At 72.4% G+C, this 20899-nt stretch carries 18 protein-coding genes; 9 read left to right on the top strand and 9 right to left on the bottom strand.

All coding sequences use genetic code 11. From position 1 onward, the window contains the following. Nucleotides 1–48: 48 nt before the first annotated feature. Together ACFY3C_RS37220 and ACFY3C_RS37215 are read left to right on the top strand one after the other, a co-directional pair. Nucleotides 49–297 carry a WhiB family transcriptional regulator gene (locus ACFY3C_RS37220; protein ID WP_386578648.1) on the top strand — a complete coding sequence of 83 codons (249 nt, stop codon included), beginning with the start codon at nt 49–51 and terminating at the stop codon, nt 295–297. A gap of 231 nt (nt 298–528) precedes the next feature. Continuing rightward, nucleotides 529–2139: an alpha/beta hydrolase gene (locus tag ACFY3C_RS37215; protein ID WP_390773983.1), complete on the top strand. Its 1611-nt coding sequence runs from the start codon at nt 529–531 to the stop codon at nt 2137–2139. Nucleotides 2140–2172: 33 nt separating this feature from the next. On the opposite strand, the gene ACFY3C_RS37210 is transcribed toward ACFY3C_RS37215, so the two are convergent. From ACFY3C_RS37210 to ACFY3C_RS37195, 4 genes are read right to left on the bottom strand one after another with little or no spacing between them, the layout of a single operon-like run. Further along, a complete protein-coding gene (locus ACFY3C_RS37210; protein WP_390773982.1) occupies nt 2173–4008 on the bottom strand; it encodes a sensor histidine kinase in 1836 nt (611 codons plus the stop codon). Beyond that, nucleotides 4005–4709, bottom strand: a complete 705-nt coding sequence (locus ACFY3C_RS37205; RefSeq protein WP_390773981.1) for a response regulator transcription factor — start codon at nt 4707–4709, stop codon at nt 4005–4007. Before ACFY3C_RS37205 ends, ACFY3C_RS37210 begins: the two co-directional genes overlap by 4 nt. A gap of 20 nt (nt 4710–4729) precedes the next feature. Beyond that, entirely contained in the window at nt 4730–5482 is a 753-nt protein-coding gene (locus tag ACFY3C_RS37200) for a L,D-transpeptidase family protein (protein WP_390773980.1), read from the bottom strand. A 56-nt stretch (nt 5483–5538) separates the two neighbouring features. Beyond that, complete coding sequence (locus ACFY3C_RS37195) at nt 5539–6966, bottom strand: M1 family metallopeptidase (protein ID WP_390773979.1); 1428 nt, start codon at nt 6964–6966, stop codon at nt 5539–5541. 167 nt (nt 6967–7133) lie between these two features. Here ACFY3C_RS37195 and ACFY3C_RS37190 point away from each other — a divergent pair, with 167 nt between their 5' ends. Continuing rightward, nucleotides 7134–7484 carry a DUF488 domain-containing protein gene (locus tag ACFY3C_RS37190; protein ID WP_390773978.1) on the top strand — a complete coding sequence of 117 codons (351 nt, stop codon included), beginning with the start codon at nt 7134–7136 and terminating at the stop codon, nt 7482–7484. A gap of 2 nt (nt 7485–7486) precedes the next feature. Here the strand turns inward: ACFY3C_RS37190 and ACFY3C_RS37185 are convergent, their stop codons facing one another. Further along, on the bottom strand, nt 7487–9160 hold the full coding sequence (locus ACFY3C_RS37185; protein ID WP_390773977.1) for an FAD-binding dehydrogenase: 1674 nt from the start codon (nt 9158–9160) through the stop codon (nt 7487–7489). Nucleotides 9161–9215: 55 nt separating this feature from the next. Beyond that, complete coding sequence (locus ACFY3C_RS37180) at nt 9216–9845, bottom strand: TetR/AcrR family transcriptional regulator (protein WP_390773976.1); 630 nt, start codon at nt 9843–9845, stop codon at nt 9216–9218. Between the two features lie 110 nt (nt 9846–9955). On the opposite strand from ACFY3C_RS37180, the gene ACFY3C_RS37175 reads away from it, so the two are divergent. The 3 genes from ACFY3C_RS37175 to ACFY3C_RS37165 all read left to right on the top strand — a co-directional run bounded on the left by ACFY3C_RS37175 (nt 9956) and on the right by ACFY3C_RS37165 (nt 12690). Next, nucleotides 9956–10585, top strand: coding sequence for an alpha-ketoglutarate-dependent dioxygenase AlkB family protein (locus ACFY3C_RS37175; protein ID WP_390773975.1), 630 nt, complete (start codon nt 9956–9958; stop codon nt 10583–10585). A gap of 91 nt (nt 10586–10676) precedes the next feature. Next, complete coding sequence (locus ACFY3C_RS37170; protein ID WP_386578637.1) at nt 10677–11423, top strand: MBL fold metallo-hydrolase; 747 nt, start codon at nt 10677–10679, stop codon at nt 11421–11423. A 31-nt stretch (nt 11424–11454) separates the two neighbouring features. Further along, complete coding sequence (locus ACFY3C_RS37165) at nt 11455–12690, top strand: DUF4032 domain-containing protein (protein ID WP_386578636.1); 1236 nt, start codon at nt 11455–11457, stop codon at nt 12688–12690. Nucleotides 12691–12721: 31 nt separating this feature from the next. Here ACFY3C_RS37165 and ACFY3C_RS37160 read toward each other — a convergent pair whose 3' ends face one another. After that, complete coding sequence (locus ACFY3C_RS37160) at nt 12722–13588, bottom strand: universal stress protein (RefSeq protein ID WP_390773974.1); 867 nt, start codon at nt 13586–13588, stop codon at nt 12722–12724. A gap of 190 nt (nt 13589–13778) precedes the next feature. Between ACFY3C_RS37160 and ACFY3C_RS37155 the strand changes: the two genes are divergently transcribed. From ACFY3C_RS37155 to ACFY3C_RS37145, 3 genes are read left to right on the top strand one after another with little or no spacing between them, the layout of a single operon-like run. Further along, on the top strand, nt 13779–15455 hold the full coding sequence (locus tag ACFY3C_RS37155; protein WP_390773973.1) for an FAD-dependent oxidoreductase: 1677 nt from the start codon (nt 13779–13781) through the stop codon (nt 15453–15455). Beyond that, a complete protein-coding gene (locus tag ACFY3C_RS37150) occupies nt 15452–16933 on the top strand; it encodes an ATP-binding protein (RefSeq protein ID WP_386578633.1) in 1482 nt (493 codons plus the stop codon). The genes ACFY3C_RS37155 and ACFY3C_RS37150 overlap by 4 nt, the downstream gene beginning before the upstream one ends. After that, nucleotides 16930–17280, top strand: coding sequence for a UBP-type zinc finger domain-containing protein (locus ACFY3C_RS37145; protein ID WP_389176961.1), 351 nt, complete (start codon nt 16930–16932; stop codon nt 17278–17280). The genes ACFY3C_RS37150 and ACFY3C_RS37145 overlap by 4 nt, the downstream gene beginning before the upstream one ends. 44 nt (nt 17281–17324) lie before the next feature. Here the strand turns inward: ACFY3C_RS37145 and ACFY3C_RS37140 are convergent, their stop codons facing one another. Continuing rightward, complete coding sequence (locus ACFY3C_RS37140; protein WP_390773972.1) at nt 17325–18545, bottom strand: SGNH/GDSL hydrolase family protein; 1221 nt, start codon at nt 18543–18545, stop codon at nt 17325–17327. After that, nucleotides 18542–20893 carry a glycoside hydrolase N-terminal domain-containing protein gene (locus ACFY3C_RS37135; protein ID WP_390773971.1) on the bottom strand — a complete coding sequence of 784 codons (2352 nt, stop codon included), beginning with the start codon at nt 20891–20893 and terminating at the stop codon, nt 18542–18544. The genes ACFY3C_RS37140 and ACFY3C_RS37135 overlap by 4 nt, the downstream gene beginning before the upstream one ends. Nucleotides 20894–20899 lie beyond the last annotated feature (6 nt).

Below are 20899 nucleotides of genomic sequence, written 5' to 3'. Positions count from 1 at the left end.
GTACGCATCTTCCAGGGGCAGGTACGACCTCGATCGCAGGTGACGTTGATGGACGACTGGCGAGACGGCGCCGCATGCCGCCGCGAGGAACCCGACCTCTTCTTCCCGATCGGCACCACGGGACCGGCACTGGTGCAGACACAGCGGGCGAAGGCGGTGTGCGGACGCTGCGGCGTCCGTGAGGAGTGCCTGCACTGGGCACTGGACACCGGACAGGCCGCGGGCGTCTGGGGAGGCATGACGGAGACAGAACGCCGCGCCCAGGCCCGGCGCACGGGGGCACGGCGCCCGCGCTAGGGGCACGGATCCGGCGGGCGCCGCCGGCCCTGGAGCAACTTGCGGGACGGGCAGCGCTATGCACCAAATGGGTGGTAGTGGTGCCCGTCCCGCCGATGGGACCGCGCTGACGAACGGCGTGATCGCCGACGTCGGCAGCGAGTACATCGACGACTCCTCACGGAAGCGACGGCCCGCCGGACTACGCCGCGTCGCCGGCACGCAGATCCGCGGGCCGGGTCGGGAGACACGATGACGGTCCGGCGACCGCTCGGTGGTGGTGGCAGGCAATACCGGCGAGGGGCCGGCAGGGGCGTCGGCCGCCGCAGGATCGGCGCGGTGGCGGGCCTGGTGGCTGCCGTGCTCCTGACGGTCGGCGCCGCCGGACGGGCGAACGAGGACCCGACACCGACCGGGCGGGCGAGTTACACCCCGGCCGCGTGCCCGAAGCCGATCCTCCCCGGCGTGCCCCCGCTGGGGCCGAAGTTCAGCTGCGGCTATCTGACCGTGCCGGAGAACCGCGCCGAGCCGGGCGGGCGCACCATCAGGATCGCGGTGGCCCGGCTGAAGGCCGCCGCGGCGCGGCCCGAACCCGACCCGGTGGTGTGGCTGACCGGTGGGCCGGGCGGGTCCGGGCTGCTGGACGCCTACACCGTGACCAGGCTCAGGCCGGCGATCAACGCCGACCGGGACGTCATCTTCGTCGACCAGCGTGGTGCGGGGCGCTCCGATCCGCATCTGAGCTGCCCGGAGATCGACGCGGCCAACCGGCAGGCGGTCACGCGGGCGTCCACCGACCCGGAGAACACCCGCGAGGGCATCGAGGCGACCCGGGCATGTCGCGCCCGCCTGGCCGGCATGGGTTACGACCTGTCGGCGTACAACACCACCGAGAACGCCGCCGACATCGCCGACCTGCGCACGGCGCTGGGCATCAGGGAATGGAACGTCTACGGGGTGTCCTACGGCAGCGACCTTGCGCTGCAGCTGCTGCGCGACCACCCGCAGGGCATCCGCAGCGTCGTCCTGGACTCCGTCGTCACCCCTCACCTCAACCTCCTGGAGGGCCTGTGGGCCAATGCCGCCGACCAGTACCGGGCCATGTTCGAGGCATGCGCGGCCCAGCCTCCCTGCCGGGCGGCCTACCCCCGGCTGCAGGCGGAGTTCGCCGCCACCGTGCAACGCCTCGACCGCCACCCGCTGACGGTGACCGTGCCTGCCGAGGCGGGAGCCCCGGCCACCACCGTGGTGTTCGACGGCTACCAACTGGCCGACATGGTGGTGGTGGCGTCGCTGCCGCCCTGGGCGCTGACCGCAGTGCCGGCCGCGGTGCACGCCCTCGCCGCCGGTGACGGTCTGCCTGCGGCCAGGACGATCCTCGCCGGCCTGTCCCCGCCCGGCTTCACCGGCTGGGGTCTGTTCTACGGCGTCGTCTGCCGCGAGGAGGCGGCCTTCACCGACCCCCAAAAGCTGCGGGCCGCGGCCGAGGCCGCCCTGCCCGGCTTCCCCGACCCGGTGCTGTCCCAACTGCCGCAGCAGGAGTTCGTCGACCGGATCCTCGCCCGCTGTGCGGCCTGGGACGTCGGACGCGCCGATCCCGGGGTGAAGGCCCAGACTCGCAGCGACGTGCCCACCCTGCTGATCTCGGGAACCTTCGACGGGCCCTCAGGAACACGCTGGGCCGCTGCCGCCACCGGTCTGTCCCACTCGCGCCGCCTGGTGTTCCCCGGCCTCGGACACGCCTCCCTCCTCCAGTCCGACTGCGCCCGATCGATCCTGGTCAGCTACTTCGATCACCCCTCCGGGGGCTTCGACACCTCCTGCTTCGACACACTGACCGTCCCGCCGTTCGACACAGGCTGACCACATCGGCCGAGGAGGCGTCCCGTGGCCGGATCACGGGGCATCCACCGGCGCCGGGGCGGCCGGCAGCCGCAGGGTGAACACCGCGCCCGCGTCCGGCTCGCTCGCCACCTCCGCCGTACCGCCGTGCGCCGCGACCAGGTGGCGGACGATCGGCAGGCCGAGGCCGCTGCCGCCGGTGCGGCGGCTGCGGGACTTCTCGGCGCGCCAGAACCGGTCGAAGACGTGCGTCAGGTCCTCGGGGGCGATGCCCGAGCCGGTGTCGGTGACGGTCAGCAGGACCGACTCGCCGGCGCGGCGGGCGGCCAGGGTGACCGTGCCGTCGGCGGGGGTGTGCCGCAGCGCGTTGGAGACCAGGTTCCCGAGCGCCTGCCGCATGCGCACGGGGTCCGCGTCCAGCCAGGCGGTGTCGTCGGCCTCGGCGCGCAGGGCGACCCCGGCGGCGTCGGCGGCCACCCGGTGGGCGGCGGCGACCTGGTCGAGCAGGTCGCCGGCGTGCAGCGGCTCGCGGTGCAGGCGCAGGGTGCCGGCGTCGGCGGCCGCGAGGTCCTGCAGGTCGTCGATGATCCGCTGGAGCACCAGCGACTCCTCGTGCAGGGAGGCCAGCAGGGCCGGGTCCGGGTCGACGACGCCGTCGCGGACGACCTCCAGCCAGCCGCGGATGTTGGTGAGCGGGCTGCGCAGTTCGTGGGCGATGTCGCTGACCATCGCCTTGCGCTGGGCCTCCAGGCGTTCGCGTCGCTCGGTCAGGTCGTTGAACGCCTCGGCGAGGATGCCGGTCTCGTCCCGGGTGGTCACCGGCACCCGCACATGCAGTTCGGGCGGCTGCTGCGCGGCCGCGGTCAGCGCGCGCAGGGGTCGGACGAGCCGTACGGCGACGACGGCGGTCACGGCGACGGTGACGGCGAGGACCAGCCCGGCCGCGCCGACCACCTTGGCCTTGTTTCCCGTGGACATGTCGAAGCGGGAGGGGTTCTGGTCCCCGATGCCCAGGAACAGCTCGGCGACCGGGGCGACATACGGCTCCAGCTGGACGCGGCGGGCGCTCAGCACGCAGCTCTGCGACGCCTGGACGGCGGCCCTGCTGTCGGCCACCCGAGGGGTCTTGGCCACCAGGAAGCCGCCGCCGAAAGGATTCCTCGCGCTGGGGTCGAAGGTGAGGAACAGCCGGCCGCCGATGTCCAGTCCCGCCCGCTTCAGGCACGGCCGGGCCAGTGTCGTGAGGTCGGTCAGGGCCTGCTCCTCCGTCGGCGTGGGGGTGTTCAGCTGCCCGTCCGCGCACTGCTGCGAGGCGTAGGAGATGTCGGTGTCCTCCGGAGTGCTGAGCACGGGACGGCCGCTCGGGGTGCGGACGACCGTGCCGTCGACGCCGAAGTGCTCGTAGCACTGCCTGCGCTTGGCGGCCAGCGCGTCCAGCCGGTCCCGCTCCTTTGCCGTGACCCGGTACGGCCCCACCACCCGGGGGTCGATGCCGCTGAGCTGGCTCCCGGAGTCGGAGTAGGTGTCGGTGCGCAGGGGGTCGACGGTGGCGGCGGGCCGGGGCGGCAGCGGGGTGCCGCGCGGCGCGGAGTCGGCGACCAGGGTGCGGTCGGCGTTCGTCAGGGCGATGCGCCGGCCGGTGCTGCGGGCCAGGTCACGCACCGTGCGCTGGACGCCCGACCAGTCCGGATGGGCGGCGGCGTACCCGGAGAGCTGGGTGAGGATGCTGTTGTCGGCGGCGAGGTCCTGGCCCTGTTCCTCCTTCAGGGCGCTGGTGGTGGTCGTCACCGCGAGCCAGGCGGTGGCCGCCACCGAGCAGACGGCGATGAGGGCCGAGACGAACAGCAGCCGGACGAGCAGCCGTTTGCGCAGCGGTACCCGGCGCTTCACGGCCGACCGCCGGTCAGCTTGTAGCCGACGCCGAACACCGTCACCAGGCGCACCGGCCGCCGCGGGTAAGCCTCGATCTTCCGGCGCAGGTTCATGATGTGCACGTCGACGGCCCGCTCGGTGGAGGCCCGGTCGAAGCCGCGCGTGCACTGCAGCAACTGCCGCCGGGAGAACACCCGGTCCGGCTCCCCCGCCATGGCCAGCAGGATCTGGAACTCGGCCGGTGTGCACTCGACCGGATTCCCGTCGCAGCGCACCTCGTGCCGTACGGGGTGCACGCTGATCCCCCCGGCCCGTACGACCGGATCGTCGTCCCGGACGCTCCCGCCGCGCCCGCTGCGCCGCAGGACGGTACGGATCCGGGCCATCAGCTCGCGCGGGCTGTACGGCTTGGTCATGTAGTCGTCGGCGCCGAGTTCCAGCCCTAGCAGCACGTCGTCCTCGGCGGCGCGGGCGGTGAGCATCACGACGGGGATGTCCGGGTCCTCGCCGCCGCGCAGCACCCGGCACACCCCGAAGCCGTCGATGACCGGGAGCATCAGGTCGAGCACGACCAGGTCGGGTCTCAGGCGCCGGGCCGCGTCGAGCGCGGCGGCGCCGTCGTGCACCACCGTGGCGGTGTGCCCCTCGGCCAGGAGGGAGCGGCGGATCAGTTCGGCCTGCTTCTCGTCGTCCTCGGCGACCAGCACATGTGCGCACACGAGTTCGGATCCTAGGCCGCTCAGAGGGCGAGCCAGTCGGCGTACCCCATGACGACCATCGGATGCCGCTCCGGGTCGAGGGTGCGCAGGAGGTCCTTCATGTGGGACTTGGCGAGGCTGACGCAGCCGTGGGTGGGGCCGCCGTGGTCGACGTGGAACCAGACTCCGCCGCCCCGGCCCGGGCCCAGGGGGCGGGTCCAGTCCAGGGGCGAGGTGCCCGGCCTGCGGTTGTAGTCGATGGCGACGACGTAGTCGAAGGACCCGGCGAGGGGTTCGCCCTCGAAGCCGGTGCCGGGCGAGACGAACCCGCCGGAGTGGTGGTACGGAAGCCTGCTGCCCGGGTCGGTCAGCAGGCCGCCGGCGTCGCTGAGGGTGAAGACGCCGAGCGGGGAGCGCAGGTCTCCGGCCGTGTGGTGGGCGCTCCAGCCGCGCAGCGCGTTGTGGGCGGGCCACTCGGTGCCCGCCTGCCAGCCGCCGGCGGTGCGCTCGTGCAGCACGACCGTGGACAGCGGGGAGTTCCTGCCGCGCCCGGTGACGACGACGGCCTGCCGGGAGCGGTCCGGTATCGCGGCGTGGAGCTTGGGGCCGAGGCCGGCTATCCGCCGGGGTGCCGACTCCGCCACGGGCTGGGACGTGGAGGTGGGCGTGGGGGTGGCCGTCGGCGCCGGGCGGGCGGCGGGGGTGCGGCGCTCGGTCGCCTCGGCTCCGCCGCCGCAGCCGGTGAGCAGCAGCGGGGAGACGAGGAGAGCGACGGCGGCTCTGCGATCGATCATGGGTCGACCCTGGCCGACACATGTTTGGAACCCGTCAGGTTCCGGCAGCGGGGCCGCTAGGCCTTGCTCGGCTTGCCCTTCGTGTAGAGCCAGGTGTGGAAGAGACCGTCCAGGTCCTTGCCGGACACCCGCTCGGAGAGCTTCACGAACTGGGCCGTCGTACCGTGCCCGGCCCGGTGCTCGGTCGCCCAGGTACGCAGGATGCGGAAGAAGTCCTGGTCGCCGACCGCCTTGCGCAGCTCGTGCAGGGCCATCGCGCCGCGGGCGTAGACGGGCGTGTCGAAGAGGTTCTTGCCGCTGCCCGGGTCACCGGGCGGGAAGGCCCACAGGCCGTCGTTCGCCGGGCGGGCGTAGAGCGCGTCGAAGGTCTTCTGGGCGCTGCGGCCGCCGTGCTGCTCGCTGTAGAGCCACTCGGCGTAGGTCGCGAAGCCCTCGTTGAGCCAGATGTCCTTCCAGGCGGTCAGCGAGACGGAGTCGCCGAACCACTGATGGGCGCTCTCGTGGACGAGGGTGCTCAGGTCGGGCGCCGAGTCGTAGACGGGCCGGCTCTGGGTCTCCAGGGCGTAGCCGACGTTCGGTGCGTGGTCGACGATGGAGCCGGCCGCGCGGAACGGGTACGGCCCGAACAGCTTGCTCTCCCACTCCAGGACGGAGGGCAGCTTCTTCAGCACGGGCGCGGCCGAGCGCGCCTCCCGGGCGTCGACGGCGTTGTAGACCTGGATGCCGTCGGGGGTGGTGTACTGCTCGACCTTGAACTTGCCGACGGTGGCGGTGGCCAGGTAGGCGGCCATGGGCTCGGCCTGGTGCCAGCGGAAGGTGGTACGGCCGTTCGCGGTGCGCTGCCCGCGCAGGACGCCGTTGGCGACGGCGGTGCGCCCCTTCGGGACCGTGATCGTGAAGTCGTACGACGACTTGTCCTTGGGGTGGTTGTTCCCCGGGAACCAGGTCATCGCGCCCTGCGGCTCGCCCGCGACGAACGCCCCGTCGTCGGTGCGTATCCAGCCGTCCGCGGAACCGTCCGGGTCGGTGACCGACCTGGGGGTGCCGTGGTAGGTGACGGTGACCCGGAACTCCTGGTCCTTGCGCAGCTTGTGGCGCGGGGTGACGACGAGTTCCTGGCCCCTGCGGTGGAAGCCGGCGGCGGTGCGGTCGACGGTGACGCCGGTGACCTTCAGGCCCTTGAGGTCCAGGTCGAAGCGGGTCAGCTTCTGAGTGGCGCGGGCGGTGAGGACCGCCTTGCCGTCCAGGTGCCGGGAGGTGGTGTCGTAACGGAGCGTCAGGTCGTAGTGCTTGACGTGGTAGCCGCCGTTGCCGCTGAGCGGGAAGTAGGGGTCACCGGCGCCCGAGGTGCCTATGGTGCCGGCCGACGCGGGTCCGGCGGCGCCGAGCAGTGCCGCCACGGCGACGGGGACGGTGGCGAGGACCGCCTCACGGCGCAGGACCGCGGTGCGTCGTGGTGAGGTCTGTCTGCGCGCTGCCGTCATGGGCGCTCCTTTGGGGGGGGTGGCGATGATCATTCGTCCACAGACTAGGGCCGCGCGTGTCCCCGTTTCCCCCTCATTCAGGTCAAGTCACGCCGCGTTGCCGCCCGGTGTCGCGGGGCGGCCGAAGTACGCTCGCAAGGCCGTCCGCGACCGAGGGGAGCCAGACCGTGAGCGTGCGCGTGCGCCGGATCTACGAGCCGCCGGAGCCCGACGACGGCCTGCGGGTGCTGGTGGACCGGCTGTGGCCGCGCGGTGTCGCCAAGGAGGCGGCGCAGGTCGACGAGTGGCCCAAGGGGCTCACGCCGTCGACGGAGTTGCGCCGCTGGTACCACGCGGGCGAGGCCTCGTACGAGGAGTTCCGCGGCCGCTACGAGGCGGAGCTGACCACTCCTGAGGCCGCCGAACTCCTCGACGGCCTCAGGAAGTCGGCCCGCAAGGGGCCGGTGACGCTGCTCACGGCGTCCAGGGCGCCGGAGCAGAGCCATGCCACGGTGCTGGCGGATCTGCTGACGGGCTGACGTCAGCCCGTCTGCTTCGCCGCCGCCCGGCCCGCCGCCCGGCCGGAGAACAGGCAGCCGCCGAGGAAGGTGCCCTCCAGGGCGTTGTAGCCGTGGACGCCTCCGCCGCCGAAGCCGGCCACCTCGCCCGCCGCGTACAGGCCGTCGACGGGCGTGCCGTCGGGGCCGAGGGCGCGGGAGTCGAGGTCGGTCTGGATGCCGCCGAGGGTCTTGCGGGTCAGGACGTGCAGCCGGACGCCGATCAGGGGGCCCGCTGCCGGGTCGAGGATGCGGTGCGGGGTCGCGACCCGCCCGAGGCGGTCGCCGATGTAGCGGCGGGCGTTGTGGATGCCCTGGACCTGGGAGTCCTTGCTGTACCGATTGGCGATCTGCAGGTCGCGGGCCTCGATCTGACGGCGCACCTCGGCCGCGTCCAGCAGCGGCTTGTCGGCGAGGCCGTTCATCTTCTCGACCAGCCGCTCCAGGGTGTCCGCGGTGACGAAGTCCGCTCCCTTGTCGAGGAAGGCCTGGACGGGTGCGGGGGCGCCCTTGCCGAGCAGCCGGTCGCGCAGCACGGCCCCCCGGTCCTTGGCGGTGATGTCGGGGTTCTGTTCCGAGCCGGAGAGCGCGAACTCCTTCTCGATGATCTTCCGGGTGAGGACGAACCAGGAGTGGTCGTACCCGGCGATGTCCTCGGTGGTGCGCAGGTACTTCAGGGTGTTGAGGGTGTCGTAGCCCGGCAGGCAGGGGTCGGGCAGACGGCGGCCGAGGGCGTCGAGCCAGATGGAGGACGGTCCGGGCAGGATGCGGATGCCGTGGCCGGGCCAGACGGGGTTCCAGTTCTGCAGGCCCTCGGTGTAGTGCCACATGCGGTCCCGGTTGACCAGACGCACGCCCGCCTCGGCGCTGATGTCGAGCATGCGGCCGTCGACGTAGGCGGGGACACCGGTGACCATCTCGGCGGGGGGTGTGCCGAGCCGCTCGGGCCAGTAGCGGCGGACGATGTCGTGGTCGGCGCCGATGCCGCCGGTGGTGACGATCACGGCCTGGGCGGTGAGTTCGAAGTCGCCGACGCGGTCGCGGTTGGAGGCGACGCCGCGCGGCGCGTCGTCATCGGCCAGGACCGTGCCGCGCACCCCGCGGGCCGTGCCGTCCTCGACGACGAGTTCGTCGACCTGGTGGCGGTGGTAGAAGGTGAGCAGCCCGTCCCGGGCGGCCTGCCGGGCGTACCGGACGAAGGGTTCGACCACGCCGGTGCCGGTGCCCCAGGCGATGTGGAAGCGGGGTACGGAGTTGCCGTGCCCGTCGGCGCGCAGGTCGCCGCGTTCGGCCCAGCCGACGGTCGGCAGCAGCGCGATGCCGTGCCCCTCCAGCCAGGACCGCTTCTCGCCGGTCGCGAACTCGACGTAGGCGCGGGCCCAGCGCACCGCCCAGGAGTCCTCGTCCTCCAGGCGGTCGAACCGGGCGCTGCCCCGCCAGTCGTTCCAGGCGAGGTCGAAGGAGTCCTTGATGCCGAGGCGCCGCTGCTCGGGCGAGTCGACGAGGAAGAGCCCGCCGAAGGACCAGAACGCCTGGCCGCCGAGGTTGGCGGCGTTCTCCTGGTCGACCAGGGCGACGCGCCGACCCCGGCTGGTGAGTTCGTGCGCCGCGACCAGGCCGGCGAGGCCGGCTCCGACGACGATGACGTCCGCGTCCATGGCGTCCGTTCCTTCCTTCCGCTTGCTTGTGCTTGCGTCTAATTCCGTATGCGGCTCATGCCGGGGTGCCGCTGCCGTCGGTCAGCAGGGCGGTGAGCAGTTGCCCCAGCCAGGTGCGGGCCGCGTCGACGTCCTTGTCCAGCAGCAGCTGGGTGGTGACGCCGTCGTAGGCCGCGACCACCGCGCGGGCGGCGCCGTCGGCATCGCCGAGCACGGCGGGCAGTTCGGTGTGGCCGCGGGCCCGGAAGAGCCGGTCGGCGATGGCCTCCCGGAGCCGGGTGCGGTGGTCGAGGAGGGCTTGTGCGACGGCCGGGTCGCGGGCCGCGTGCACCAGGAAGTCGGTCTTCACCAGCAGCCAGTCCACGTCGAGCAGCAGGACCTCGGTGACCCGGTCCACGGAGGCGGGCACGTCGAGGTCGGGTCCGTCCTGGGCGAGGGCGTCGGCCACCTGGGCGGCGATGAGGTCGGCGCGCTCCTGGTAGAGGGCGAAGAACAGCTCGTCCAGGGTGGCGAAGTTGGAGTAGAAGGCGCCCCGGCTGTAGCCGGCGGCCTCGCAGACCTCCTCGATGGAGACACGGCCGAAGCCCTTGGCGGCGAACACCGCGAAGGCGGCGTCGAGCAGGTTGGCCCGCGTCCGCGCCCGCCGCTTGGTGACCCGCCGGGCCGTGTCCTGCGCCGTCGTCACCGAGACCTCCGTCGCCCTGCGTTCGATACAGAAATGTATCCGATACATCGATGTATCGAAAGACTCTCCATGATGGGAACGTATTTTCGATTCAGGGGTACGCTGGATCCATGTCCACGCAACTCCAGGGCTCCCTGTTCGACCAGACCGACGAGCTGCGGCTCGGCCCGCTCGACGGGCTGCACCGGACCGAACTGGGCCGGGGCGCCTGGATCGACGTGCTGCCGGGTTGGCTGAGCGGCGCCGACGCCCTGTTCGAACAGCTGGCGGCCGAGGTCCCGTGGCGGGCGGAGCGCCGCAAGATGTACGACAACGTGGTGGCCGTACCGCGTCTGCTGGCCTTCTACGCGGCGCAGGACCCGCTGCCCCACCCCGTCCTGGACCAGGCCCGCACGGCGCTGTCCGCGCACTACGCCGAGGAGCTGGGCGAGCCGTTCACCACCGCCGGGCTGTGCTTCTACCGCGACGGAAGGGACAGCGTGGCCTGGCACGGCGACCGGATCGGGCGGGGCGCCCGGCAGGACACGATGGTCGCGATCCTCTCCGTCGGCGCGCCCCGGGACCTGCTGCTCCGGCCGGCGGGAGGCGGCGGCACGACGGTCCGGCGGCCGCTCGGGCACGGCGACCTCATCGTGATGGGCGGCTCCTGCCAGCGCACCTGGGAACACTGCGTCCCCAAGACCGCCCGCGCGACGGGACCGCGCATCAGCATCCAGTTCCGGCCGCACGGGGTGCGGTGACGGGCCTGTGACGGCCGCCCTCTTGCGGAGGACGGTACGCCATCTGGTTGGCTGTCCCCGACGACCGGTCGCTCAGGGCCTCGGGGAGATCATGCAGGCAGACGTACGCCAAGTCGCCGACGGCACCTACCTGGTGCACGGCCACAACACCAACTGGGTGATCCTCAAGGACGGCGACGCCGTCACGCTGGTGGACACCGGGTACCCCGGGGACCGGCAGGGCGTCCTCGAATCCCTCGCCGTGGTGGGCAGTTCACCCGAGGCGGTCGCCGCCGTCCTGATCACCCACGCGCACAACGACCACGTGGGCTCCGCCGAGTACCTGCGCGGCAATTACGGCACCCCGGTCTACCTGCACCCGGCGGAAGTCCCGCACGCGCGCAGGGAGTTCCTCCAGCAGGCCACGATCGGCGACGTCGTGCGCAACGCCTGGCGGCCCGGTGTGGTGCCATGGGCGGTGCACGTGATCCGGGTGGGCGGGATCGAGCACAACCCGGTCACCGCGCCCGAGCCGTTCCCGGCCGAGGGCGCGCTCGACCTGCCGGGCCGACCCGTCCCCGTACACACCCCCGGCCACACGGACGGCCACTGCGTCTACCACCTGCCCGACGCCGGCATCGTCATCTCCGGCGACGCCCTGGCCACCGGCCACGCGACCTCGCGGCTCAAGGGCCCCCAGATGCTGCACGGCTTCTTCCAGCACGAACGCTCCCGGGCCGTGGCCTCGCTGGACCTGATCGCGGCGCTGGACGGCGACACCCTGCTGCCCGGGCACGGCCCGGTCCACCGGGGCTCCGTGCGGGCCGCCGCCGAACAGGCCAGGGAACGCGCCTCCTGAGGATGCCCGGTGGGGCCTTAGGGTTCGTCCCATGGCCTTGCAGATCAGCGCCACGAACCCGGAGCACCCCGCGCTCCTGCTCGAACTCCCCTGGGACGTGCCCCTGGAGGAGTGGCCCGAGGAGTACCTCGTGCCGCTCCCCAGGGGCATCTCCCGGCACGTCGTGCGCTACGCCCACGCCGGCGACGAGGTGATCGCGGTCAAGGAGCTGGCCGAGCGGCCCGCCCTGCGCGAGTACGAGCTGCTGCGCGACCTGGACCGGCTGGGCATCCCCGCGGTCGATCCCCTCGCGGTGATCACCGGCCGCACGGACCGCGCGGGCGCCCCGCTGGAGCCGGTGCTGGTGACCCGGCATCTGCGCGGCTCGCTGCCGTACCGCTCGATGTTCGAGACGACCATGCGCCCGGCGACCATGCACCGCCTGATGGACGCACTCGCCGTGCTGCTGGTGCGGCTGCACCTGGCCGGGTTCGCCTGGGGCGACTGCTCGCTGTCCAACACGCTGTTCCGCCGCGACGCGGGCGCCTACGCCGCGTACCTGGTGGACGCCGAGACCGGCGACCTGCACCCCCGGCTCAGCCCCGGGCAGCGGGAGTACGACCTCGACCTGGCCCGGGTGAACATCAGCGGCGAGCTGCTGGACCTGGAGGCGTCGGGCGCGCTGCACCCGTCCGTCGACCCCGTCGAGTTCGGCCATGAGATCTGCACCCGCTACGGCGGCCTGTGGCAGGAGCTGACCCGCACCTCGGTGTACCCGGCGGGCAAGTACCACTACATGGAGCGCCGGATACGCCGCCTGAACGACCTCGGCTTCGACGTGGCCGAGATGCAGATCGAGCACTCCTCGAACGGCGACACGGTCACCTTCGTGCCCAAGGTCGTCGACGCCGGCCACCACCAGCGCCAGCTGCTGCGGCTGACCGGCCTCGACACCGAGGAGAACCAGGCCCGGCGGCTGCTGGGCGACCTGGAGAGCTGGATGGCCACCCAGGACGACTACGCGCCCGGCGATCCCCTCGCCGCCCGCCCAGAGGTCCTCGCCCACCGCTGGGTACGGGACGTGTTCCGGCCCACCGTCCGTGCCGTCCCGCTGGAGCTGCGCGGCACCATGGACCCGGCCGAGATCTACCACGAGCTGCTCGAACACCGCTGGTACCTGTCCGAGCAGGCGCAGCACGACATAGGCCTCGACACCGCGGTCGAGGACTACATCGCGAACGTTCTGCCGAAGGCCCGCGGGACCCTGGAGCCGACGACCCCCGACTAGATCACGCGTACCGCGTCCTCCTCGTACCGGGTCACTCGTGCGGGACCACGGCGACCGGGCACTCGGCGTGGTGCAGCACGCCGTGGGCGACCGAGCCGATGCGGGCGCCCACCGCCGTGCGGTGCGCACGCCGGCCGACGACCATCAGCTGGGCCCCGCCGGCCACCGAGAGCAGCACCTGCCCCGCGCTGCCCATCTCGATGTGCTCGGCCACGCGCACCTGCGGGAAGCGCTCGCGCCACGGCTGGAGCGCCTCGCTCAGGGCCTTGCGCTCGTACGGTTCGAGACCGCCGGCGTCGTCCAGGAGCTTCAGCGAACCGGGGCTGTAGGCGAAGACCGGCGGCAGCGTCCAGGCCCGGACGGCCCGGACGGTGGCGCCGCGGGCGGCCGCCGTCTCGAACGCGAACCGTAGCGCGGCCGCGCTGTCCTCCGGACCGCCCTGCTGGCCGACCACGACGTCCCGTCCGGCCGCCTCCGCCGCCGGCTCGTTCCCGGCGCGCACCAGGACCACGGGCCGGTTCGTCCCGGCTATGACCTGCTGGCCGACGGAGCCGAGCAGGAACCCGACCACCGTGCCGTGCCCGCGCGAGCCGAGCACCAGCATCTCGGCCTCCGCCGCGGCGGCGACCAGCGCCTCGACGGCTCCGGCCTCGACCACGTCGACGCTCATCCGCAGCTCCGGATGGCGCGCGGAGAAGGCGCGCACGGCGTCCGACACACCGTCCGACACCCAGCCGTGCTGGGTGTCCCGGTCCGCCGCGTGCAGGCCCTCGTGGAAGCGCCAGGCGTGCACCACGCGCAGGGGCAGCCCCCGGCGTACGGCCTCCCGGGCCGCCCAGTCCAGCGCTGCCAGGCTCTCCTCCGTACCGTCCACCCCTGCCGTGATCGGGCGTGTCATGCGCGGGCCTCCCAGCCTTCCGTGTCCGTGGGGCCAGTCTTCACCACTTGGCGGTCCCGCCGCTGGTGGCCGTCCCCCGGCGCCGTATCCCGGAGCGAACCGGGGCGATCGAACATACGATGGGCGGGAATCGGTGCGGTGGGCCCAGCAACACCGTCCCGTGGAACCGATCGCTCGGGGTGGGAGACGTATGGCACAGGCCGCCGACGCAGCGCGGACCGTCATCCTGACCGTGGACGACGACCCGGGGGTCTCCCGAGCCGTCGCCCGTGACCTCAGGCGGCGCTACGGCGAGTCGTACCGGATCGTGCGTGCCGAGTCGGGCGAGTCCGCCCTGGAGGCGCTGCGGGAGCTGAAGCTGCGCGGCGACCTGGTGGCCGTGATCCTCGCCGACTACCGGATGCCGCAGATGAACGGCATCGAGTTCCTGGAACAGGCCCTGGACGTGTATCCGGGGGCGCGGCGCGTGCTGCTCACGGCGTACGCGGACACCAACGCGGCGATCGACGCGATCAACGTCGTCGATCTCGATCACTATCTGCTCAAGCCGTGGGACCCACCGGAGGAGAAGCTCTATCCGGTGCTGGACGACCTGCTGGAGGCGTGGCGCCACAGCGACTACCGGTCCGTGGCCACCACCAAGGTCGTGGGGCACCGGTGGTCGGCGCGGTCGTCGGACGTGCGTGAGTTCCTGGCCCGCAACCAGGTGCCGTACCGCTGGTACTCGGTGGAGGAGCCGGAGGGGCAGCGGCTGCTGGCGGCGGCCGGGCAGGACGGGCAGCGGCTGCCGCTGGTGATCACCCCGGACGGCTCGGTGCTGGTCGAACCGGAGGCGCCGGAGCTGGCCGCACAGGTGGGCCTGGCGACGACGCCCACGGCCGACTTCTACGACCTCGTGGTCATCGGCGGCGGTCCGGCCGGGCTCGGCGCTGCCGTGTACGGCGCCTCGGAGGGGCTCAGGACCGTGCTGGTGGAGCGGTCGGCGACCGGCGGGCAAGCCGGGCAGAGCTCCCGGATCGAGAACTACCTCGGCTTCCCGGACGGCGTCTCCGGAGCCCAGCTCACCGACCGGGCGCGGCGGCAGGCGGCCAAGTTCGGCGCCGAGATCCTGACCGCGCGCGAGGTGACGGGTCTGGAGGTCAACGGCGCGGCCCGGATCGTACGGTTCGCGGACGGCTCGGCGATCGCGGCGCACAGCATCATCCTGGCGACCGGCGTGCAGTACCGGCAGCTGGAGGCCCAGGGCTGCATCGACCTGACCGGCTGCGGGGTGTTCTACGGCTCCGCGCTGACCGAGGCGGCCGCCTGCCAGGGGCACGACGTGTACATCGTCGGCGGCGCCAACTCGGCGGGCCAGGCGGCGATGTACCTGTCCAGGTTCGCCAAGTCGGTGACGCTGCTGGTGCGCGGCCCCGACCTGTCGGCGTCGATGTCGTACTACCTGATCCAGCAGATCAACGAGGCCCCGAACATCTCGGTGCGCAGTCACACGGTGGTCGACGCCGCGCACGGCTCGGACCGTCTGGAGCGGCTGACGCTGCGTCATGTGGCGAGCGGTGAGAGCGAACAGGTCGACGCCCAGTGGATGTTCGTGTTCATCGGCGCGGCTCCGCTGACCGACTGGCTGGGCGACACGGTGCTGCGCGACGAGCGCGGTTTCATCCTCGCCGGGCCCGATCTGACCGCCGACGGGCGGCCGCCGGCCGGCTGGGAGCTGGACCGGCCGCCGTACCACCTGGAGACCAGCATTCCCGGCGTGTTCGTGGCGGGCGACGCACGCTCCGAGTCCGCCAAGCGTGTCGCGTCCGCCGTCGGAGAGGGAGCCATGGCCGTGATGCTCGTCCACCGGTATCTGGAGCAGTCATGAGCGGGCAGGTGATGCCGTGCAGCCCGAGGGAGATCGGCTCCCTGTTCCTCTTCGAGAAGCTGACACCGGAGCAGTTGGGCCGGCTGTGCAGCGAGGGCCGGGTGGAGCTGTTCCAGCCGGGCCCGGTGTACACCGAGGGTGACCTCGCCACCTGCTTCTTCGTGATGATCGAGGGCACGGTCGTGCTCTCGCGGCGCGTCGGCGGCGACGACGTGGAGGTCACCCGCACCTCGCAGCGCGGGGTGTACGCGGGTGCCATGCAGGCGTACCTGGGTGACCGGGTGCGGCAGGCGTACAACAACTCGATGCGGGTGACGGAGCCGACGCGGTTCTTCGTGCTGCCGGCGGACACCTTCGCGGCCATCATGAGCGAGTGGTTCCCGATGGCCGTGCACCTGCTGGAGGGTCTCTTCTTCGGTTCGAAGAACCTCCAGGCCACCGTCGGGCAGCGGGAGCGGCTGCTGGCGCTCGGCTCGCTGTCGGCCGGTCTCACGCACGAGCTGAACAACCCGGCAGCGGCGGCCGTCCGGGCCACGTCGACCCTGCGGGAGCGGGTCGCGAAGATGCGGCACAAGCTCGCGGTCATCGCCGAAGGCCCGTTCTCCCGGGACGCGTTGGCGGGCCTGATCGAGATCCAGGAGCGCACCGCCGAGCGGGTCGCCAAGGCTCCGGCGCTCAGCCCGCTGGAGGCCGCCGACCGGGAGGACATGCTCACGGAGTGGCTGGAGGACCACGGCCTCGACTACGGCTGGCAGCTGGCGCCGACCTTCGTGCAGGCCGGGCTCGACATCGACTGGCTGGAGCAGGTCGCGGCGGCCGTGGACGAGGAGATCCTGCCCGGGGCGATCGGCTGGCTCAACTACACCATCGAGACCGAGCTGTTGATGACCGAGATCGAGGACTCCACCACGCGTATCTCGCACCTGGTCGACGCGGCCAAGCAGTACTCGCAGCTGGACCGGGCGCCCTACCGGGTGGTGGACGTGCATGAACTCCTCGACAGCACGCTGCTGATGCTGTCGGGAAAGATCGGCTCGCGCATCCAGGTGGTCAAGGAGTACGACCGCACGCTCCCGCCGGTCCCCGGCTATCCGGCGGAGCTGAACCAGGTGTGGACGAACCTCATAGACAACGCGGTGTGCGCCATCAACGGCGCGGGCGGGGAAGGCACGTTGACCGTGCGGACCGCGCTGGACCACGAGCGGTTGCTGGTGGAGTTCCGGGACACCGGACCGGGAATCCCGCCGGAGATCAAGAGCCGTATCTTCGACCCGTTCTTCACGACCAAGCCGGTCGGTGAGGGCACCGGTCTCGGCCTCGACATCTCCTGGCGGATCGTCGTGAACAAGCACCACGGCACCCTGCAGGTCGAGTCGGTGCCCGGCGACACCCGTTTCCAGGTGCTGCTGCCGCTGACCGCCGAGACGCCGGACGGCGAGACGTCCGCCCTGACCACCACCTCCGAGGAGGCAGCATGAGCGACGAGGCCGCGATAGACCCGAGCGCCCCGCCGAGCGGCACCGGGTGCGTGGAGTGCGACGAGGCCGGCGGCTGGTGGTTCCACCTGCGCCGGTGCGCGACCTGCGGGCACATCGGCTGCTGCGACGACTCCCCCGCCAAGCACGCCACCGGCCACTACCGGGAGACCGGGCATCCGGTGATCCGCAGCTTCGAGCCGGGCGAGGGCTGGTTCTGGAACTACGACAAGAACGAGCTGTACGAGTCCGGTCCCGAACTCGCGCCCCCGGTCAGCCATCCGGCCGATCAGCCGACGCCCGGACCGGCGGGCCGGGTGCCGGCCAACTGGGCCGAGACGCTGCGCTGAACCGGCGGCCGGCCGGGTCGGAGTGACCCGGCCGGCCCCGGCTGTCAGCGGGTGCAGTCGAGGCTGCCCAGGTCGACGGAGTCGGCCAGGGCCTGCATGCCCTTGTCGTTGGGGTGCAGATGGTCGCCGTTGTCGAAGAAGGGCAGGATCCGTTCGCGGACGTAGGGGCTGCGCAGGGTGCGGTCGAAGTCGGTGACCGCGTCGAACTCCCCACTGGTGCGGATGAACCGGTTGACGTCGTCGCGTACGGCCTCGGCGGCCGGGTCCCATTCGGACCAGCCCTCGAACGGGCCGACGGTCGCGCCCACCACGCACTTCCCGGCCGCGTGCGCCCGCCGGGCGATCTCCCGGTATCCGGCGATGAGGTCGGCCGCGGTGACGCCGGTGTGGGCCTTGAGGTCGTTCACCCCCTCGAAGAGGAAGACGGTGCGCACGCCGGGCAGGGCGAGGACGTCCCGGTCCAGCCGGTGGAGGGCGCTCTGCCCGGCGCCGTCCGCGAGCACCTTGTTGCCGGAGACGCCCTCGTCGGCCACGCCCTGCACGGCTGTACCGGCCCCGCTCAGGCGCCGGGCCAGGTAGTCGGGCCAGCGCCGGTTGAGGTCGGTGGTGGACTGCCAGCCGTCGGTGATGGAGTCGCCGAGCACCGCCACGGCACCGGTGGCGGCGTTCTGCGGGCGTACGGAGACGGCGTCGAGGTACCACCAGGATCCGGTCGTCCCGGTCCAGTTGGCCGCGCCGGCCTCGGCGGTGTGGTCGCCCTGTGCGACGTACGACGTCTGCATCGCCATGCCGTGGCCGGTGGCCGGCCCCGCCGCCTCCGGGCTGTGCAGGCTGACGACCAGGTTGACGGCGGCGGGGACCTTTCCGGGCAGCGGGTCGCTCCACGCGACGGCACCGGCCGGGACGGTGACCGTGCGGGCACCGCCGAAGGTCAGCCGCCGGTTGCTGCCCGGCCGGAGTGCGGCGCCCTCGCTCTGCAGCCCGGCGTAGACGCTGTCCAGGGTCAGCGGGCGGTCGCCGAAGGCGTTGGACAGGCGGACGCGCAGGTCGCTGCCGCCGACGCTGGTGTGCACGACCAGCCGGTATGCGCTGTCGGCCGTGCCCTCGCCCAGCCGGTCGGCGCTGGCCGCCCAGGTGACCACTCCGGAGCCCCGGGTGGTGGCCTCGGCCGGCGGGCCGGAGGCCCTGGCGGGTACGGACTGGCAGGCGACGGCCACCAGCAGGACGGCGGCGATCCGGCAGACGCGCCCGAACCGGCCGGTCATCGCGCGAAGTCCTTCAACGTGACGGACTCGCCGGGCTTGAGGCGGACCGTCCGGGACGTGCCTGCGTATCCCACGGAGGTCATGGTGCCGCCGATGCTGCGGATCCGCACCTCGGTGGGTTTCCCGTCCCGCCAGCGCAGGTCGACGACGAAGCCGCCGCGGGCCCCGGCGCCGGTCAGCGAGCCGCAGGCGGCCCAGGCGTCCGGCAGGGCGGGCAGGAGTTCCAGATGCCCGGGGCGGGAGTACAGCAGCATCTCCAGCGCGGCGGCCGGGGTGCCGAAGTTGGCGTCGATCTGGAAGATGCCCCGGCCCTGCTCGACCTGGTAGATGTCGAAGAGGTTGGGAGCGGTGCCGTTGCCGCCGCCGCTGGAGGGGCGGAGGTTGTTGACGATCAGCTGGTAGGCCTTGCCGGGGTTCTTCAGCCGGGCCCAGCACAGCGCGCGCCAGGCATTGGCCCAGCCGAAGCTGTCCATGCCGCGGGCGGTGAGCAGGGCGGTGGCGCCGGCAACGATGTCGGCGGGGGTGGAGCCGTCGGGACGGATGCGGTCGCCGGGGAAGAGGCCGATGAGCGGGGACAGGTGCCGGTGGGTGGTCTCGCCGAAGTTGTCGGGGGACATCCACTCCTGAAGCCAGCCCGTCTTCGGGCTGACCACCGGTAGGTAGAGGCGGTCGCGGAGTGCGCCGACGGTACGGGCGTACTCGGCGTCCCGGCCCAGCTCGGCCGCGGCGGTGCGGAAGTTGCCGAAGAGCGCCCACACGAGTTCCTGGGCGTAGGTGATGCCCTTGGCGTCGAGCGGGCCCTGTTCCGGTGACCAGTCGCTGTCGGCGATGAGGACTTCCCGGCCGGTGTCCGGCAGGGTGTGGGGGAGCAGCCGTGCCTCCCAGAACTGGCAGGCGCCCTTGAGCAGCGGGTAGATCTTCTTCAGATGGGCGCGCGATGCCGTGAACTCGTAGTGCTCCCACAGGGAGTTGCACAGCCAGGCGTTGCCCGCCGGATGCCACCACCAGCCGCCTCCGCCGTACGGGTTGGTGGAGATGGCGACCGTCCAGCCGGCGTTCCTGCCGCTGGAGTTGCGGTAGCGGTTGCGGGAGTCGTCGAAGAGTCTCCTGGTGAGGTCGGTCCAGGAGGGGAGCTGGGCCACGCAGTAGTCGGTGAACGCCTCGAAGCAGCGCGTAAGGCCCGCCCGGTCGGCCATCCAGTAGTTCATCTGGATGTTGATGTCGGTGTGGTAGTCGCCCATCCAGTCCGGGTCGTTGCCGTCCAGCCACAGTCCCTGCAGTCCCATCGGCAGGCTGCCGCGGGAGCCGGAGATCATCAGGTAGCGGCCGAACTGCAGGTAGGCGGCTTCCAGTTCGGGGTCCGGTGTGTCGTCCAGGGCGCGGGCGTTGATCCGCTCCCAGGTGTCCAGGGCGCGCTGCCGGTCCGACGAGGTGCCGAGCCGGATGTCGAACCGCCCGTACAGCGCCTGGTGGTCGGCGACGTGGGTGCGCAGCAGCGTGTCCGCCGGGTGGCCGGCGGCTGCATGGACCTTGGTGCGGGCGAGGGCCTCGGGGTCGAGGGAGGGGTCGCGGTAGTGGGCGGCGGCGTCGGGCGCGTAGTCGGTGCCGCCGCTGAGCACCACGGTCACGTCCGTGCATCCGGAGAAGGTCACGCGGGTGCCGTCGACTCGGACGGTGCCGCCGCTGCCGTACGCGGTGACCGCTGCCGCGTACCGCAGTCCGTTGCGGAAGGAGCCGGCGAAGGACGTGGCGCTCGACGACTCCTCGCCGTGCGTGCCCTCAAGGGTCACGCTGCCCGTGTAGCGTCCGCCGCCCTTCTGGGTGAGGTGCAGGACCACCACGTCGTCGGGGCGGCTCGCGAACAGCTGCCTCTGGTACGTCACTCCGGAGCGGACGTACGACGTCGTCACCACGCCCTGGGCGAGGTCGAGGGTGCGGCGGTAACCGGTGACGGCGCCGAGGTAGTGGTCCGGGAGGTCGACGGTGAGGCGGGCGAGCAGGGTGAGCGAGCCGAAGTCGTCGCGGCCGTAGGGGAACTGACCGTCGGAGTCGAGGGTGTCGTTGAGCCCGCCGGTCCACAGGGTGGCGTCGGTGACGAGCAGGACGTCCCGGCCGGGATCGTTGGTGGCGAGGGCGCCCAGCCGGCCGTTGCCGACGGGCAGTCCCTGCTCGATCAGCGAGTGCTCGTCGGCGGGGGCCCGCCACCACAGCTGGTGACGGGGGTCGGGCGCGGGAGCCGCGGTGGGCCGCTGCGGGGCGGCGGTCGCGGTGAAGGAGGGCAGTGAGGTGAGGGCTCCGGTGGCCGCGGCGAGGGCGAGGAAGCCGCGTCTGCTGGGCGGATTCTCCATGACGGG

Source organism: Streptomyces sp. NPDC001410 (genome assembly GCF_042895235.1).
Classification (GTDB): Bacteria; Actinomycetota; Actinomycetes; order Streptomycetales; family Streptomycetaceae; genus Streptomyces.
Note: the sequence above shows the minus strand (reverse complement) of the source record. Positions and strands in the feature narration are given on the sequence as shown.

Bases quoted from the DNA above. Each gene is read 5' to 3' on its own strand.
- ACFY3C_RS37215 (WP_390773983.1), top strand. From the start codon at position 529: ATGACGGTCCGGCGACCGCTCGGTGGTGGTGGCAGGCAATACCGGCGA.
- ACFY3C_RS37145 (WP_389176961.1), top strand. From the start codon at position 16,930: ATGAGCGACGAGGCCGCGATAGACCCGAGCGCCCCGCCGAGCGGCACC.
- ACFY3C_RS37175 (WP_390773975.1), top strand. From the start codon at position 9,956: ATGTCCACGCAACTCCAGGGCTCCCTGTTCGACCAGACCGACGAGCTG.
- ACFY3C_RS37140 (WP_390773972.1), bottom strand. From the start codon at position 18,545: ATGACCGGCCGGTTCGGGCGCGTCTGCCGGATCGCCGCCGTCCTGCTG.
- ACFY3C_RS37195 (WP_390773979.1), bottom strand. From the start codon at position 6,966: ATGACGGCAGCGCGCAGACAGACCTCACCACGACGCACCGCGGTCCTG.
- ACFY3C_RS37165 (WP_386578636.1), top strand. From the start codon at position 11,455: ATGGCCTTGCAGATCAGCGCCACGAACCCGGAGCACCCCGCGCTCCTG.
- ACFY3C_RS37160 (WP_390773974.1), bottom strand. From the start codon at position 13,588: ATGACACGCCCGATCACGGCAGGGGTGGACGGTACGGAGGAGAGCCTG.
- ACFY3C_RS37200 (WP_390773980.1), bottom strand. From the start codon at position 5,482: ATGATCGATCGCAGAGCCGCCGTCGCTCTCCTCGTCTCCCCGCTGCTG.
- ACFY3C_RS37135 (WP_390773971.1), bottom strand. From the start codon at position 20,893: ATGGAGAATCCGCCCAGCAGACGCGGCTTCCTCGCCCTCGCCGCGGCC.
- ACFY3C_RS37220 (WP_386578648.1), top strand. From the start codon at position 49: ATGGACGACTGGCGAGACGGCGCCGCATGCCGCCGCGAGGAACCCGAC.
- ACFY3C_RS37150 (WP_386578633.1), top strand. From the start codon at position 15,452: ATGAGCGGGCAGGTGATGCCGTGCAGCCCGAGGGAGATCGGCTCCCTG.
- ACFY3C_RS37185 (WP_390773977.1), bottom strand. From the start codon at position 9,160: ATGGACGCGGACGTCATCGTCGTCGGAGCCGGCCTCGCCGGCCTGGTC.
- ACFY3C_RS37155 (WP_390773973.1), top strand. From the start codon at position 13,779: ATGGCACAGGCCGCCGACGCAGCGCGGACCGTCATCCTGACCGTGGAC.
- ACFY3C_RS37170 (WP_386578637.1), top strand. From the start codon at position 10,677: ATGCAGGCAGACGTACGCCAAGTCGCCGACGGCACCTACCTGGTGCAC.